The sequence below is a fragment of the Spirosoma aerophilum genome, from assembly GCF_054782495.1.
In genome coordinates, this window is record NZ_BAAGSJ010000005.1 from 145,089 (window position 1) to 159,747 (window position 14,659).

At 49.4% G+C, this 14,659-nt stretch carries 13 protein-coding genes; 9 read left to right on the forward strand and 4 right to left on the reverse strand.

Annotation, left to right across the window (positions count from 1 at the left end; genetic code table 11):
- Window positions 1-96 precede the first annotated feature (96 nt).
- The 5 genes from ACYVK4_RS06985 (at window position 97) to pfkA (ending at window position 5,465) form a co-directional block, all read left to right on the forward strand.
- Window positions 97-903: an FkbM family methyltransferase gene (locus tag ACYVK4_RS06985; protein WP_461126774.1), complete on the forward strand. Its 807-nt coding sequence runs from the start codon at window positions 97-99 to the stop codon at window positions 901-903.
- A 220-nt stretch (window positions 904-1,123) separates the two neighbouring features.
- Window positions 1,124-2,095, forward strand: a complete 972-nt coding sequence (locus ACYVK4_RS06990) for a class I SAM-dependent methyltransferase (protein ID WP_461126775.1) — start codon at window positions 1,124-1,126, stop codon at window positions 2,093-2,095.
- The gene (locus ACYVK4_RS06995) at window positions 2,092-3,375 is read left to right on the forward strand and encodes a glycosyltransferase family 4 protein (RefSeq protein ID WP_461126776.1); all 1,284 of its coding nucleotides are present in this window, start codon (window positions 2,092-2,094) and stop codon (window positions 3,373-3,375) included. The genes ACYVK4_RS06990 and ACYVK4_RS06995 overlap by 4 nt, the downstream gene beginning before the upstream one ends.
- Before the next feature lie 111 nt (window positions 3,376-3,486).
- Window positions 3,487-4,251 carry a glycosyltransferase family 2 protein gene (locus ACYVK4_RS07000; protein WP_461126777.1) on the forward strand — a complete coding sequence of 255 codons (765 nt, stop codon included), beginning with the start codon at window positions 3,487-3,489 and terminating at the stop codon, window positions 4,249-4,251.
- Window positions 4,252-4,490: 239 nt separating this feature from the next.
- Window positions 4,491-5,465 carry a 6-phosphofructokinase gene (gene pfkA, locus ACYVK4_RS07005; RefSeq protein WP_461126778.1) on the forward strand — a complete coding sequence of 325 codons (975 nt, stop codon included), beginning with the start codon at window positions 4,491-4,493 and terminating at the stop codon, window positions 5,463-5,465.
- A 41-nt stretch (window positions 5,466-5,506) separates the two neighbouring features.
- Here pfkA and ACYVK4_RS07010 read toward each other — a convergent pair whose 3' ends face one another.
- On the reverse strand, window positions 5,507-6,319 hold the full coding sequence (locus ACYVK4_RS07010) for a YdcF family protein (protein ID WP_461126779.1): 813 nt from the start codon (window positions 6,317-6,319) through the stop codon (window positions 5,507-5,509).
- Between the two features lie 102 nt (window positions 6,320-6,421).
- Between ACYVK4_RS07010 and ACYVK4_RS07015 the strand changes: the two genes are divergently transcribed.
- Window positions 6,422-7,915, forward strand: coding sequence for a thioredoxin-like domain-containing protein (locus ACYVK4_RS07015; RefSeq protein WP_461126780.1), 1,494 nt, complete (start codon window positions 6,422-6,424; stop codon window positions 7,913-7,915).
- Between the two features lie 101 nt (window positions 7,916-8,016).
- Here ACYVK4_RS07015 and ACYVK4_RS07020 read toward each other — a convergent pair whose 3' ends face one another.
- Window positions 8,017-8,928 (reverse strand): DUF58 domain-containing protein, encoded by a 912-nt coding sequence (locus tag ACYVK4_RS07020; protein WP_461126781.1) that lies wholly within the window; start codon window positions 8,926-8,928, stop codon window positions 8,017-8,019.
- Between the two features lie 208 nt (window positions 8,929-9,136).
- On the reverse strand, window positions 9,137-9,571 hold the full coding sequence (locus tag ACYVK4_RS07025) for a septal ring lytic transglycosylase RlpA family protein (RefSeq protein WP_461126782.1): 435 nt from the start codon (window positions 9,569-9,571) through the stop codon (window positions 9,137-9,139).
- A 273-nt stretch (window positions 9,572-9,844) separates the two neighbouring features.
- Between ACYVK4_RS07025 and ACYVK4_RS07030 the strand changes: the two genes are divergently transcribed.
- The gene (locus ACYVK4_RS07030) at window positions 9,845-10,171 is read left to right on the forward strand and encodes a DUF3276 family protein (RefSeq protein ID WP_461126783.1); all 327 of its coding nucleotides are present in this window, start codon (window positions 9,845-9,847) and stop codon (window positions 10,169-10,171) included.
- Between the two features lie 280 nt (window positions 10,172-10,451).
- Window positions 10,452-11,552 carry a redox-regulated ATPase YchF gene (gene ychF / locus ACYVK4_RS07035; RefSeq protein WP_461126784.1) on the forward strand — a complete coding sequence of 367 codons (1,101 nt, stop codon included), beginning with the start codon at window positions 10,452-10,454 and terminating at the stop codon, window positions 11,550-11,552.
- Window positions 11,553-11,653: 101 nt separating this feature from the next.
- On the opposite strand, the gene ACYVK4_RS07040 is transcribed toward ychF, so the two are convergent.
- The gene (locus ACYVK4_RS07040) at window positions 11,654-12,952 is read right to left on the reverse strand and encodes a type IX secretion system plug protein (protein ID WP_461126785.1); all 1,299 of its coding nucleotides are present in this window, start codon (window positions 12,950-12,952) and stop codon (window positions 11,654-11,656) included.
- A 242-nt stretch (window positions 12,953-13,194) separates the two neighbouring features.
- Between ACYVK4_RS07040 and ACYVK4_RS07045 the strand changes: the two genes are divergently transcribed.
- On the forward strand, window positions 13,195-14,139 hold the full coding sequence (locus tag ACYVK4_RS07045) for a bestrophin family protein (protein ID WP_461126786.1): 945 nt from the start codon (window positions 13,195-13,197) through the stop codon (window positions 14,137-14,139).
- The last annotated feature ends 520 nt before the right edge of the window (window positions 14,140-14,659 follow it).

Genomic DNA, 14,659 nt, shown 5'->3' on the forward strand with positions numbered 1-14,659 from the left:
ACCGGCGGACCGGGGCATACAGAGAGATACTCAAAAAAAATCTCGGTATATCTCTATGCAATCTCCGTGCATCTCTGTGGCAAACCTTTATACCTCATGTGGGTTTTTCGATTTTTATTTACTGAAACAGCGCGGCTCCTGCGATCAGCAGAAGGCCGTCGGTTACTGGGATTAGCTTTATGGTACGGCAGTAAGCCGCGCAATCAGGCGATCAATGTCACGTTTGGGAAATACCGGTTTCGGGTGCCCGATGCGCTGTCGTTCGTCTGGCAGTTTCGGGAAATTTTTGTCGATGAGTTTTACCGGTTCCACACAACAAGCGCAACGCCAGTTATTTTCGATTGTGGCACCAACATTGGCACGAGCGTCGTGTATTTTCGACAAGCGTACCCGAATGCCCGTATCGTCGCGTTTGAAGCCGATGAGCAAATCAGCGCCACCTTGCAGGAAAATCTGCGGCAGAACCAGATTACGAATGTAGAAGTCATCACCAAGGCCGTCTGGACCAACGACGAAGGCATCTGGTTTGGCAGCGACCAGGCCGACTCAGCCTCTATCTTCTCGCAAACCGACCGCAAGCTGGTACCCTCTGTTCGGCTGCGGGACATGCTCCTGCGCGAAACCCGCATCGACATGCTCAAGATGGACATCGAAGGGGCTGAAACCGCCGTGCTGACCGATTGCCACGACGCCCTGTCGCACGTACAAAATCTCTTCGTCGAATTTCACGCCTACCTCGACCATCCACAAACGCTGGCCGAGGTCATGAACGTCCTGGAAAAAAGTGGCTTTCGGTATTACATCAACACCAGCCAGTACCGCCACGCGCCCCTGGTCAACCACCATTACAAAGGCAACGACAGCATGGATTTACAATTGAATATCTTTGCGTATAGAAAGTAGTCCGTAAGTCGATAAGCGGCTTCGCCTAACGGGGCCGCCCGTGCGGTCAGTAAGTCAGTAAGCGGCTTCGCCTAAGTCTGTAAGTTTCTGTCTGCAACGGCGGGCCGGCGTCAGCAACACTCGTGCGTCAGCCACTTACTGACTTACTGACTTACTGACTTACTGACTTACCAACTTACTAACTTACTGACCTAGGCGCAGCCGCTTACTGACTTAACCAATGATCGATAAAATACTTTCCCGTCCTGAGTTTCAAGTTGAGCCGCCCGTGTTGGTAGACATTGGCGCGTCGGGGCAATTGCATAGCCGCTGGAAAGCGTTTGCCAAATACGCCGTGTGCATTGCGTTCGATGCCGACGATCGTGATTTTGGCTATGTTGAAAGTGAGTCAGGGCATTTCAGGAAGCTATATACCTTCAACAATATTGTTACGGGGCCTGCTTCGGATGAGGAAGATACTGAAACGGCCAATTTCTACCTCACCGAGTCGCCCCACTGTTCGAGCCTGCTTCGGCCCCGGCCCGACCTGATACAGGAGTATGCTTTTGCGCCCAAGTTTGAGCCGACCAAAATTGTTCAGCTAAAAACGCGCAGCCTGAAAGCTACCCTCGATAGTCTGAAAATCAAGCAGGTCGACTGGTTCAAAACCGACTCGCAGGGCACCGATCTCCGGCTCTTCCGCAACCTGGGCGACGAACGCGCCCGGAAGGTCATTACCGCTGAGTTTGAGCCGGGCATTGCCTCCATCTACGATGGCGAAGACAAACTTTATCAGGTGTTGCAGTTTATGGAAGAAATGGGCAGCCACTGGCTCGCCGAGTTGATTCCGAAAGGGTCACCGCGTATCACACCGGCGTTGCTCGATAGCTTCACGACCCAGCCCCTGCTGAAAAAATTCGTCCTGTTTTCGCTGAAGAACAGCGCCGTCTGGGGCGAAATGACCTACCTGAACCGTTTTGCCGACGCGGCCACGCTCACCCAGCGGAACCTGCTGCTGGGGTGGGTTTTCGCCACAACGCTCAAGCAGCATGGTTTTGCCCTGATCCTGACCCAGAAAGGCAAGAGCCTGTTCCCTGATCCAATCTTCGCTGAAATGGAAGCCTATTCCCGTCGGCGGATCTGGGGACGCATCGCCGGGCTTGGCTTCTGGCCGGAAGTTGTCAAAAAGTTCGATAAACTGTTCGGGCGGTGAGAGTTACGCACCTAAGCAACTACCATCTGTTTGGCGGGGCGGCTGTTGCGGCAACCCGACTTCACCGGGCTTTGCAAAAACAGGCCTGGAGAGGGGTCGAAAGCACCATGCTGGTCGGCGTACCTAACCGCCAGGAAAAACACCGCCCTGAACCGGGCGTGTTGTACCTGGCCAATAATTTTCTGGCCGAACAAACGGCTTTTGGCCGATTCGTAGCCGAGCGACTGTATTTTCTGCCGCACGAGCGCGACGCTTCGGTACGCTTTCAGTTTTCGCCCGCCAAATTTGGCGCTAACCTCAGCTTTCATCCGGCTATTCAGCAAGCCGACCTGCTGCATCTGCATTGGATAAACTTCGGCTTTCTTTCTCTCGATGGGCTGCAGTCGCTGTTTTCGCTGGACAAACCCATCGTCTGGACCTTGCACGATCAATGGGCGTTTACGGGCGGGTGCCATTATTCGCGCGGCTGCGACCATTTTTTAACGCATTGCCAACGCTGCCCTTACCTGAAAAAACCGGGGGAGCACGATCTGTCAAGCAAAATTTTTGATCAAAAAAGGAGCCTGTTCAGCGAAGCGAAAGTGCACTTTACCCCACCAAGCCACTGGCTGGCCGATGAGGCTAAACGAAGCGCGCTATTGCAGGATGCTCCGTTCACGGTTATTCCCTACGCTATCGACCAGACCGTTTTCCGGCCTGTACCAAGAGCGGAGGCTACTGCTCAGTTAGACATACCGGATAGCACACAACCCCGATTGTTATTCGGCAGTGCCAACGTGACTGATCTACGCAAGGGCTTCAAATACTTTGCGGAAGCGCTAACGTTATTACACCAGCAGCACCCGGACCTCAATCCCGAAATTCTGATATTCGGGAAAGGCCGTTCGTATCTGTTCAATGAATTACCCTATACCGTTCGGCTGCTGGGCCTGTTAACCTCGGAAGATGACATTGTAGCGGCTTATAACGCGGCCGATGCCATGGTGGTACCCTCACTGGAAGACAACCTGCCCAACACTGTTATCGAAGCCCTGGCCTGCAGTACGCCGGTGGTGGGCTTTCGAACGGGCGGTATTCCCGAAATGATCGATCATCAGCAAAACGGATATCTGGCCGATATTGAGTCAGCACAACAACTGGCCAATGGTTTAGCGTTTATACTGCAACACGCAAACCCGATAGAGCTGCGCCAAAACGCCCGCCAGTCCGCCGAAACCCATTTTGCCGAAGACGTCATCGCCCAACAACATATTGATTTGTATCGACAATTAGTGGAGTGAGAGGCAGCAGTAGTAGGAGTGAGGAGTTGCTGACGCCAGTTGTGTTTTTGCGTCAGCAACTCCCCACTCCTACCACTACTGCCTCTCACTCCAACTACTACCCCTCAATCCATGCCAACCATCTCCATCATCACCATCACCTATAATGCCGAGCGGTATCTGGAACGCACGATTCAAAGCATCATTGCCCAGAAAACAACCGATTTCGAATACATTGTGATTGATGGGGCCTCTAAGGATGGAACCCGGGCGATCATTAACCGCTACAGAAAAAACATAAGCTCCTGGGTCTCTGAAGCGGATCAGGGACTCTATGATGCCATGAACAAGGGGCTTCATCGGGCCACCGGGGAATACGTCTGGTTTATGAATGCGGGCGACGAAATCTATGACCCAGACACCCTTCCAAACCTTTTGGCGCGTATTCAGGCATCAAGCCAAGACGACGCCGGACCGGCTGATGTTTATTACAGCGATGCGTTATTTGTGCGGGATGATGGGTCGCCGGTGGGGCTGCGCAGTGCTGTAACGCCCCATGTACTACCGCGTAACCTGACTTGGCGTGATATGGCCATGGGCATGAAAGTATGCCACCAGGCGTTTGTGGCGAAGCGCACTATAGCACCCGATTATTTAATCAATAACTTAAGCTCCGATTTAGACTGGGAAATACGCTGCCTGAAAGCGGCCCGCAAAATTGAGTTTTTACCTTTCGTTTTGTGCCGGTATCTTGTTGGAGGGCTATCTGTCCAGCAGCATCGACGATCCCTCACCGATCGGTTCAGGGTCCTTGTCTCACACTTCGGCTTTTTCGAAACGGCAGCCAATCACTTCAATATAGTATGGAGGGCGATACAATTTAAATACAATACATAATTTGTATCTTACTAAGGCTGCAAAAATAAAATTTGGTTAGTAAACCTAATGACTTATGATATAACGTTACCGTATTAATCAAACGTCTGATTTAAGCTTTTTGTGAAATTTGTGTGAAAACAATGGGATAATTCCGAGTTCTATGCCTTAAGATTGGTAAATGAGGATAAATTTGCGGGGTTTAAAACGATACCCTCGTAACCTTTTTGTGAAATTCCCTTAAAAAATTGATTTAACCTATGAAACGAGTAGCTGTTTTTACCTCGGGTGGCGACGCACCGGGTATGAACGCCTGTATCCGAGCGGTAGTAAGGGGGGCGGTCTATCACGGTCTTGAAGTATTCGGTATCCGCCGGGGGTACAGCGGAATGATAAATGGCGATATTTTTCAGATGTCCTCGCACTCGGTGAGCAACATTGTTCAACGGGGAGGTACCATTCTGAAATCGGCCCGCAGCAAGGAATTCATGACGCCCGAAGGTCGCGCTAAAGCCTATGAACAACTCAAGAAGTTCGACATAGAAGGCCTGATCGCCATTGGCGGAAACGGGACGTTTACGGGCGCGACGCTGTTCTTCGATGAATACGGTATTCCAACCGTAGGCGCACCCGGTACCATTGATAATGACCTTTACGGAACTGACCATACGATCGGCTTCGATACAGCGGTAAATACCGCTCTCGAAGCCATTGACAAAATCCGCGATACGGCCGACTCCCATGACCGGATCTTCTTCATCGAGGTAATGGGCCGTGACTCGGGTTACATCGCCATTCAGTCGGGTATTGCCGGTGGGGCCGAAATGGTTATGGTACCCGAAGTGCTCACCCCAATTTCTGAAGTGATCGAAACCCTGAAAGCGGGCTGGAGTCGGCAAAAGTCATCGTCGATCGTTGTTATCGCTGAGGGTGAAGAAGCGGGTAATGCCACTGAAATTGCCGAAAAGATCCGCCAGCAAATTCAATCCGACATCGACATGCGGGTTACCACGCTGGGCCACATCCAGCGGGGCGGTATTCCTACCGCCTACGACCGGATTCTGGCCAGTCGGCTGGGTTTAGGTGCTTTGGAAGGCCTGATGAATGGCGAGAAAAATGTAATGGCCGGTATTATCAATAATGAATTGGTCTATACGCCCTTCCGCGACACCATCCGCCTGCCCAAGCCGATCAGTGAAGATCTGCTCCGGATGGTGAAAATTCTGTCTGTTTAATCAATGATCCAGACCTATAAGGTTTTAAAAACCTTATAGGTCTAGGCATAACCCGCGATTTTGTAGGTGATATAGCCAACAAACTCACGGACCAGGTAATACGAATCGAAGAAAGCCTGTTCATGGGGCAGCAGCCAATCGCCGGGTTGCATCGACCGGCGGCCACCTAAAAAGTTACTCGGGAATGGCGTTACCTGCACGCCCTCCTTCTGAAAACAGGCAATAGCCCGGCGCATGTGCCAGGCCGACGTGACGAGTACGCAGTGATTGGTATTGAACCGTTTCCGGAGCAGGGGAGCCGTATAATAGGCGTTCTCGTGCGTATTCCTTGATCTGGCTTCCAGGATAATATCCTCCGATCGTACACCCGCCACCTGCAAAAACTGAGCAGCCATCTGACCTTCGTCATTCACATCTCTGGTTTGAAAAGGTAAGTCACCCATGCCGCCACTGATCAGGATTTTCTGTACAACGCCGGTTTTGTATAAATAAAGCGCCTGCCCTACCCGATCGGCTTCCCGACCCAACAAATAGCGATTGGCACCATATGCGTTAGGGGCCGATGCCGGTACGGCTTTCTGGCCGTTGATGATACCACCCGTCAGCACAACCGCCACCCGATTGACCGAATCGCCGGATGCCGCTCCATTCGGCTGAATCGGGTATTCCCACCATATGGCCAGCTCATTCATCAAAAAGGAATTGCCAAAGAGCCAGAATATACCCAAAGCAAGGCCGATCAATTGACGTCGATACTGCGTTTTTTTAACAAAGAGAGCTAGTACTAAAGCAGATACAAGCCACCCGGCTGGCGTAAGCAGGTACGTAATTGTCTTGGAAAAGAAATAAAACATAGACTAGAGTAGACGTGGCAAGCGTTTTGATAGGTAGTAAACGTACCAGCAAATTACCGTAAATTTGACCCTATTTTGTTGCGAAGATACATACCACCCTGCATGAAAAAACTCCTCTTAGCCACACTGCTTAGTTTGGCATCCTTCTCTCTTGTGTGGGCGCAGTCGGCCAGCCCGTCAGCCAATGAAGGCTTTAAAATTAGTGGTCGCATTAAAGGCCTCAAAGATACTACCTGTGTTATAGCCCACTATTTCGGCTCCACACAGTACATCCCTAAAGACACCGCCCGCGTCGACGGCTCGGGCAACATGGTCTTCGAAGGGAAGAAAACCCTGCCCGAGGGACTGTTTATTGTGGTGACGCCCAAAAATCGCTACATCGAGTTTTTGATCACCGACGATCAGCAGTTCTCATTCGAAACCGATACCGCCGATGTCATCAAGAATATGAAGGTGGTTGGGTCGAAAGAAAACGAACTGTTCTACGATTACCAGCAGCAACTCGGTAAGCTCTCAGAAGAAGCCCAGGCGCTGAATATGCAGCGTAAACTGCGCAACGATGCCGTTTCGGCGGCTATGGTTAACAAGCAAATGAGCGATCTGCAAAAACAGGCTACGGAGTACCGCAGCAAGTTTTTAAAAGAGAACCCCAATTCATTTGCCGTCAAGCTCCTCAAAGCTACAGCCGAGCCCGACGTGCCGCCCGCTCCCAAAGCGGCCAACGGTCGGCCTGATTCCATTTGGGTGTTCAATTATTTCAAAGGGCACTTCTGGGATGATTTCGACTTTGCCGACGAGCGTTTTGTCAGAACCCCCATTCTCCAGCGCAAGATCGAGCGGTATATTAAAGAGCTGACCGTTCAGGTACCTGATTCGCTGATCAAAGAGGCCGACTTCCTCGTGAATAAAGCATTGGCGGGTAAAAACAAAGAGGTGAAATACTACACGATTTATTACATCACCAGCCAGTATGAGCAGCCCAAAGTGATGGGTACCGATGGCTTGTTCGTGCATATGTTCGAGAAATACTACAAAACAGGCGTCATGACGGTATCAGACTCATCGACCCTAAAAAGTATTGGCGAACGGGTGGCCACGCTCAAACCGAATCTGGTAGGTAAAATTCTGGTTCCGCCCGTTATGAGCGACACCCTCCGACGACCTATTGCCTTCCAGACGATTAAAGCTGATTACACGGTTGTCTTTTTCTATTCGCCCACCTGCGGTCATTGCCGCGAAAGCGCGCCAAAGCTCAAGAAGCTTGTCGACGACTATAAAGGAAAAGGCGTTGAAGTGGCTGCTATCGCTATCGATCAGAGCCCCGAAGACTGGAAGAAGTTCATTAAGGAGTTTAAACTTGGCAACGCGATCAACGGCTACGATTACACGTACCGGACAGACTACCGGCACCAGTACGACGTCTGGACAACACCAACGGTATATGTACTCGATAAGGACAAGCGCATCATTGCGCGCAAATTGCCCGTTGAACAGATCGAGGATTTTATCCTGTTTCACAAACGCCAGCAGGCTACTCAGGCAGTGAAAAAATCCAGTGCTGCCCCTGCCAATGCCAAGGCGAGTGTGAAGAAATAAGAGGGAGGAGAAAAGGAGGAGGGGGACGAAAGGGAGTAAGGATAATACAGTAGTGTTCCTTTCCTCCCTTTCGTCCCCCTCCTCCTTTTCTCCCTTTTTCTCTACCTCATTTTCGTCCGCTTCACCAGGTAGGCTTGCAGAATCTGGTCGAAACCCTGCGCAATATCGGCTTCGATGAAGTCTATTTTATATTGGCCGCAACGCATTTTCAATTCCTGAAAATAGGTCTTTACGGCCTGTTGATAGGTTTCACGTACCTGACCCGGCTGAAGCTTTACTTTTTCGCCGGTTTCGAGGTCGATGAATTCGTAAGGGCGTTCATCGAAGTCAAAGTCTTCCTCCGTTTTCTTATCGGTTACGTGAAACAGCAGCACCTCGTGCAGGTTGTGCCGCAAATGTTGCAGGGCGGAGAACAGGGCGTCGGCTTTTTCACTGTTGTCGAACATATCGCTGAAGATCACGACTAAAGACCGCTTGTTGATCTTTTCAGCCACCTGGTGAATCACATCGGCGGCCGACGTCTTCCGCAATGGCTTGGGCTGCTGCATAAGCAGATCCAACTGCGTAAACAGCTTGTGCACATGCGAGGGGGTCGATTTTACCTGCGTTTGCAGATCGATCTGATCGGCAAAGGTAGTCAGGCTCACGGCGTCCTTTTGCCGTTGTAACATATAAGCCAGGCAGGCAGACGCCATCACGCTAAAGGTCATTTTACCATAGTTCGCTTCCGGATAATACATCGACGACGATGTATCGATCAGCAGGTGGCAGCGTAGGTTCGTTTCTTCCTCATAGCGTTTCACAAATAGCTTCTCGGTCTTGCCAAACACCTTCCAGTCGATATGCCTTGTCGTTTCGCCGGTGTTGTAGAGCCGGTGTTCAGCAAACTCTACCGAGAAACCATGAAAAGGTGATTTATGGAGCCCGGTAATGAATCCTTCGACCAGTTGACGGGCCAAAAACTCGACATTCCCAAAGGAGCGTACCTGACCCAGATTGAGGGGTTGTTTCATGAACTCTAAAAAAGCGAAAGAGTGAAAGGCGAAAGAATGAAAGAGCGAAATTGGCCTGCATCGGCGACTGGTTGCGGTCCGATTGCACTCTTTCGCTCTTTCATTCTATTGCTCTTTGAATGTAGTGCAAAAAGTGAACCGTTCGACATCTCAGGCAGGAATTGCACAGGGAAATATCGAACGGTTCTATTAACGCGGCCAAACCGACTTACATAACGGGTTCCAGCATCGGCTGGAAAGCAACTGGTGTTGTAAAAACGGAAGGTGACTGGGCTATAGCCTGACCTTTACCTACAACGCGGAGCGACACATTGGCGATTCCCTTTGAAACCATGCCAAGGGCGTGCGCTGCTGCCAGAGTGAGATCAATAACTCGTCCTTTTGCGAAAGGACCCCGGTCATTGATTCGTACAATTACTGAACGCTGGTTGTCGAGATTTGTCACTTCAACCAACGTATTTAATGGTAGATGACGGTGGGCACCTACAAGGGATTCGGCGCTTACGCGCTCACCGTAGGCGGTCTTGCGACCATTGAACTTCTTGGAATAAAAAGACGCTTTGCCTTTCTGTATGAGGCTCGGAAGAGCCTCCGCCGGGTTTATGTTGCCAAAAAACAACATAAGGGACATGATTAAACTCATACAGCTCTTGGTTACGTGAAAAAAATAGGCGGCAGGTATGTTAAATCGCTTTCTACATACCATCCGCCCCCAAAAAGTGCAATTCCTGTAAAGCAAAGATAGCATTGATATCCTTTAGTACCAAGCCTTTAGCCAAAAAACTGTGGAACGGCCGCCCCAAACCTCCGCTTTTTTGTGGTGAAATAACCCCAAAATATATTTAAGTATATTCTTTTTGTTCTACCCTGATTGAATGTACTTTAGCGGTTGTGAACTGACTAAACCTAACTAATTGTGGACGAAAGAGACCGGGAGAAAATCTACTCAAAGCGGGTTCGGGCGGGCAAACGAACTTATTTTTTTGACGTCAAGTCAACCCGAACAAACGATTACTATTTAACCATTACCGAAAGCCGCCGACACCCGCAGGGCGAGGGATTTGTGTATGAAAAGCACAAAATGTTTCTCTACAAAGAAGACTTCGACAAGTTTGTTGAAGCACTGAAAGAAACGGTCGACCACGTTAAAACAGAACTCATGCCCGAAGTAGACTTTTCTCAATTCGTTCAGCGCGAACGGGATGAACAGGACGACTTCGCCAGCGAGCTGAAATGGGAATAAGTATTTCACAACAAACGATCTCCGTCGGCAGATGACATAAACTTTACATTAGTCCCTTAACGCATTAAGAACGGGTTTTCCTTCACCCGATAGCTAGCCCTCGGTCGATCAGGCCGAAGGCTTTTTTTGCGGTCCGACATTGCAGTTGTATTTTTGTGAAAATAAGTTGGTAAGTCGGTAAGCGGCTTCGCCTAAGTCGGTAAGTGGCTGACGCATCAGGAAAAACACACGCGTCAGCCGCTTACCGACTTACCAACTTATTAACTTACTGACTTAATTCATGGGACTTCAATGTGGAATCGTGGGTTTGCCCAATGTGGGTAAATCGACGCTATTTAATGCAATTTCGAGCGGGAAGGCAGAAGCCGCCAATTATCCGTTCTGTACGATAGAACCTAACGTGGGCGTGGTAACCGTGCCCGACGAGCGCCTTGACACCCTCGAAAGCCTGGTCAAACCACAGCGTGTGGTGCCAACCATCATCGAATTCGTCGACATTGCCGGTTTGGTTAAAGGTGCCAGCCAAGGCGCAGGTCTGGGCAATAAATTTCTGGCGAACATTCGGGAAGTCGATGCCATCGTTCACGTAATTCGTTGCTTTGAGGATGATAACATTGTTCACGTTGAAGGCAAGGTCGATCCAATATCGGACAAAGAAATCATCGACGCGGAGTTGCAACTGAAAGATCTGGAGGCCGTCGACAAGAAAATTCAGAAAATTGCAAAAGCGGCTCAGGTTGGTGATGCCAAAGCGAAAGCAGAGTTAGCCGTTCTCAAAGAATATAAATCAACGCTCGAAGCCGGTAAAAGCGCCCGTACCGTACAGGTTTCGCCCGAAGAGAAAGAAGCCGCCATTGGCGACATTTCCCTGCTGACCGTGAAACCCGTTATTTACGTAGCCAACGTAGACGAAGGCTCGCTACCCAACGGAAATGCCTATTCGGATGCCCTCCGGGAAGCGGTGAAAGATGAAGGCGCTGAAGTGATTATCATCAGCGCGGGTATCGAAGCGCAGATCGCCGAAATGGAAGACCCCGATGAACGGGAGATGTTCCTGGGCGAGTATGGCCTGACGGAATCCGGACTGAGCCAGCTGATCAAAGCTTCGTACAAACTCCTTGGCCTAATCACTTACTTCACCGCCGGAGTGAAGGAAGTGCGTGCCTGGACCATTCACCGGGGTTGGAAAGCCCCCCAGGCTGCGGGGGTTATCCACTCCGACTTCGAACGGAAGTTCATTCGGGCGCAGGTGATGAAACTCCCCGACTTTTCGCAGTTTAAAACCGAAGCGGGCGTTCGCGAAGCGGGAAAATTAGCCGTGGAAGGGAAAGAATACGTCGTACAGGACGGCGACATTATGGAATTCCTGCACAGCGCGTAACTGGTGGCGTTGGTAGATGAGTGTAGTAAGTGAAATGAGTTGAATAGGTGTAGTTAGCACTTACTCAACTCATTTCACTTACTACACTCATCTACCAACTACTACTTCCGCTTATTCACCCCTACCCGTCTGTAGGCAACCAACTGGTCGGCGCGGGAGGCTGGAGGGCGGTGATAAACAAAGATTTCGTAATCGTTTTCAGTGGATGAGAAACTGCCTTCCAGGAAGTTCTCATCCACTTTTTTTTGTGGCCCCGTTGTGGCTACCGTGTAGTCGTAATTATAAACGCCCTGCTTCAATAGAATACTGGCCCGATACACACCCAGCGTTGGATCGAAGGTCATGCGGTTGCGGTCGTTCAATTGCCATAAGTTAAACGCCCCATTGACGTACACATCAAAACCCGACACTTCGGGGGTTTTGAGCGTAAAGACAGTTTCAATATAATCGCCATTCGTGGCTCCGTTGCCCGTTTCACGGTGATCGATAACAAACTGCCCGTTGAAGTCGTCGCTCTGGATATAAACACCCCGGTTGCGGGGTTGATCGACCTGTACGTAAGCAATGTTACGATCGGCGGGGCGATCGATACGATCAATATAGTTGGCCCGTGACAGCACAGTACGGGTATCAAAAAATCGAAACTCATTGCCTCCCGGCATGGTGTTGCTCAAATCGACAAGACGATACTCCAGCACCTGTTCAAAGGCCTGCACGTTTGTAGGCCGCAGGCCCCGAATCTCCCGGTCATCGCGGTAGTTCTGGCGGATGATCACCTTAAAATCATCCTGGGGTGAAATAACCTGATATCCCTTGTAGCTCAGCGCCATGTCGATCTGCTGCGCGCTGAACTGCTGGGCCGGATTAGCCGAAAAACGCACATCAGCCGCCACGTTGACCTTGTTTTGGTAGGTGCTGAACCGACGCGTAAAAATGATGTTATTCCGATTTCGCTCGTCGTACACTACCAGCAGGTAATTGCCTGGCAGCTTCACCCGTGGCAGCGTGAACCGGTAATGGTAATAAGGAATTTTGGTGTTGATCGAAATCTGATAATCCGTAATCGGATTGTCGTTGTACTCGTAGGTAAATTCGATGTCATTCAGGATCGAGCGTTGCCAGTCGGCGTTGCAATGAACCAGCCGGGCCCGGAATGAACGGTAATTAGCCGTCAGGTCATCGAATTCCAGCTGTAGGGCAACAGCTTCATCGAGTGAAATAACGGGCGGATTCAGCGTTAAGGCCGGGTCGAGCGGATTGGCGCTGACTTGCGGAAACAACAACACCGTTTCAACTTTGGGATCATATATATGGTCGATGGTCTGGAGTTGCTGGGCGAACCCGGGACACGTAAACGCCCAAAGCAGCACAAAAGAAACGAGCCGTAGGAGAACAATCATTCAATGTGTTTTTTAATAGTTATGAAGCGGATAAGCGCTAACAGAATTATACAACGTTGGGATGGAACACGGATTGCCATGATGTTTATGCTTAGCTATGATTTCAGGCTGATAATCCAGGTCAACCCTAAACATCATGGCAATCGGCATTCCCCAGAAACGTTATCAACATTCGCTTGATTTATGGGTTGATAATAACATTGAAATCCCCCAACTTATAGATCATTCACACAAATACCCCAATGGTCAACTATAATCCTAAAGACTGGTTTCGCTTCATTATTACCTTTAACCGGGCCGATACAGTGCGTAAGTTACTGCCCGCGCTGGTCTTTATCGGTATCTACTCTTTCATCATCGTCCATTTAATCGAGATGGCCGATTTAAGTGATAACCCGCATCTGAAGAACTTCTCGCTCATGCACACGCTGCTGAGTTTTGTTATTTCGATGCTGCTGGTCTTCCGGACAAATACCGCTTATGACCGCTGGTGGGAAGGGCGTAAACTGTGGGGCTCCCTTGTCAATAACAGCCGCAACCTGGCGCTTAAAGTCGACCAGTTACTGGAGCGGGAACAAACCGAGCCCCGCCAGTTTTTCCGGGCTATGATTCCTAACTTCGCGTTTGCCCTCAAGAACCATTTACGGCAGCAGGACGTCGCGCATGAGTTTACGGAAAGCACGTTGTTTGGTCTGCATAGCCTTCGGTTGAGTGAGCATGTTCCGCAGCAAATCGCGCTGGCTATCTTCGGCAAATTGAATGAGTTACAGCGCCAGGGTGTCCTGCTACCCGAACACCTGCTGCTACTTAATGCCGAAATTCAATCCTTAATGGATGTCTGTGGGGCTTGTGAGCGGATAAAAAATACACCTATTCCGTTTTCGTACAGTTCCTTTATTAAAAAATTCATTTTCATTTACTGCATATCCCTCCCCCTGGGGTACGTCTCCAATCTACACTATTTGGTTGTTCCCCTTGTGGTGTTCGTTTTTTATGTGCTGGCCAGTCTTGAAGTAATTGCCGAAGAGATCGAAAATCCATTTGGTACCGACGATAATGATCTCCCGCTGGACACCATTTGCAAGGGCATTCATAAAACCGTTACCCAGTCGTTCGACCATACCGAAATGCTGGCCCAGACCGACCAGCTTAGCGCGCCCCCAAAGGGCTTTTCGTACGAAGACTAATTCACTCAACGCGTTTTATAGCTCTATTTCCTTCAAGAAGACCTTTTTGTCATCGTACACTTATAAATAAGTATACACTACATACATATAATTAAATTATAAAAAGGTTTTCAGCCATAAAGAGGATGCTGTTCTATTGTTTCAATAAGCAATTAGTATTCAAAAACAATCACAAAATATATAGAAAACTATACGAGATGAATAACTTTATATATTAAGTTTGCTACTTGATTTAAATAAATCACGATATGAGGTATTTTATTAATTACGTGAAAAAGCAAACTGTTACCAGCCACATCAACTCATTCACAATTAGCCTCATCAGAAGGCACGTACACTAAAAGTTGACGGATTCTCTCAAAGTCAACTCTTCGTTAGCGCATCTACCAGCTCGTTCACAGCACCTGCTTCAGTATATCGTATTGATCATGGCTGTGATGGGAAACAAAAAATTGTTTGACTATCGCTTATCGATTGATTAAGGATGAGCGCTTCACCAATAAATGGTACCAAACTTTCC

What these genes read in the sequence shown, in the direction of transcription:
- ychF (WP_461126784.1), top strand. Translation starts at nt 10,452, where the DNA reads ATGGGACTTCAATGTGGAATCGTGGGTTTGCCCAATGTGGGTAAATCG.
- ACYVK4_RS07015 (WP_461126780.1), top strand. Translation starts at nt 6,422, where the DNA reads ATGAAAAAACTCCTCTTAGCCACACTGCTTAGTTTGGCATCCTTCTCT.
- ACYVK4_RS07000 (WP_461126777.1), top strand. Translation starts at nt 3,487, where the DNA reads ATGCCAACCATCTCCATCATCACCATCACCTATAATGCCGAGCGGTAT.
- ACYVK4_RS07020 (WP_461126781.1), bottom strand. Translation starts at nt 8,928, where the DNA reads ATGAAACAACCCCTCAATCTGGGTCAGGTACGCTCCTTTGGGAATGTC.
- ACYVK4_RS06990 (WP_461126775.1), top strand. Translation starts at nt 1,124, where the DNA reads ATGATCGATAAAATACTTTCCCGTCCTGAGTTTCAAGTTGAGCCGCCC.
- ACYVK4_RS07010 (WP_461126779.1), bottom strand. Translation starts at nt 6,319, where the DNA reads ATGTTTTATTTCTTTTCCAAGACAATTACGTACCTGCTTACGCCAGCC.
- ACYVK4_RS07025 (WP_461126782.1), bottom strand. Translation starts at nt 9,571, where the DNA reads ATGAGTTTAATCATGTCCCTTATGTTGTTTTTTGGCAACATAAACCCG.
- ACYVK4_RS07045 (WP_461126786.1), top strand. Translation starts at nt 13,195, where the DNA reads ATGGTCAACTATAATCCTAAAGACTGGTTTCGCTTCATTATTACCTTT.
- ACYVK4_RS06985 (WP_461126774.1), top strand. Translation starts at nt 97, where the DNA reads ATGTGGGTTTTTCGATTTTTATTTACTGAAACAGCGCGGCTCCTGCGA.
- pfkA (WP_461126778.1), top strand. Translation starts at nt 4,491, where the DNA reads ATGAAACGAGTAGCTGTTTTTACCTCGGGTGGCGACGCACCGGGTATG.
- ACYVK4_RS07040 (WP_461126785.1), bottom strand. Translation starts at nt 12,952, where the DNA reads ATGATTGTTCTCCTACGGCTCGTTTCTTTTGTGCTGCTTTGGGCGTTT.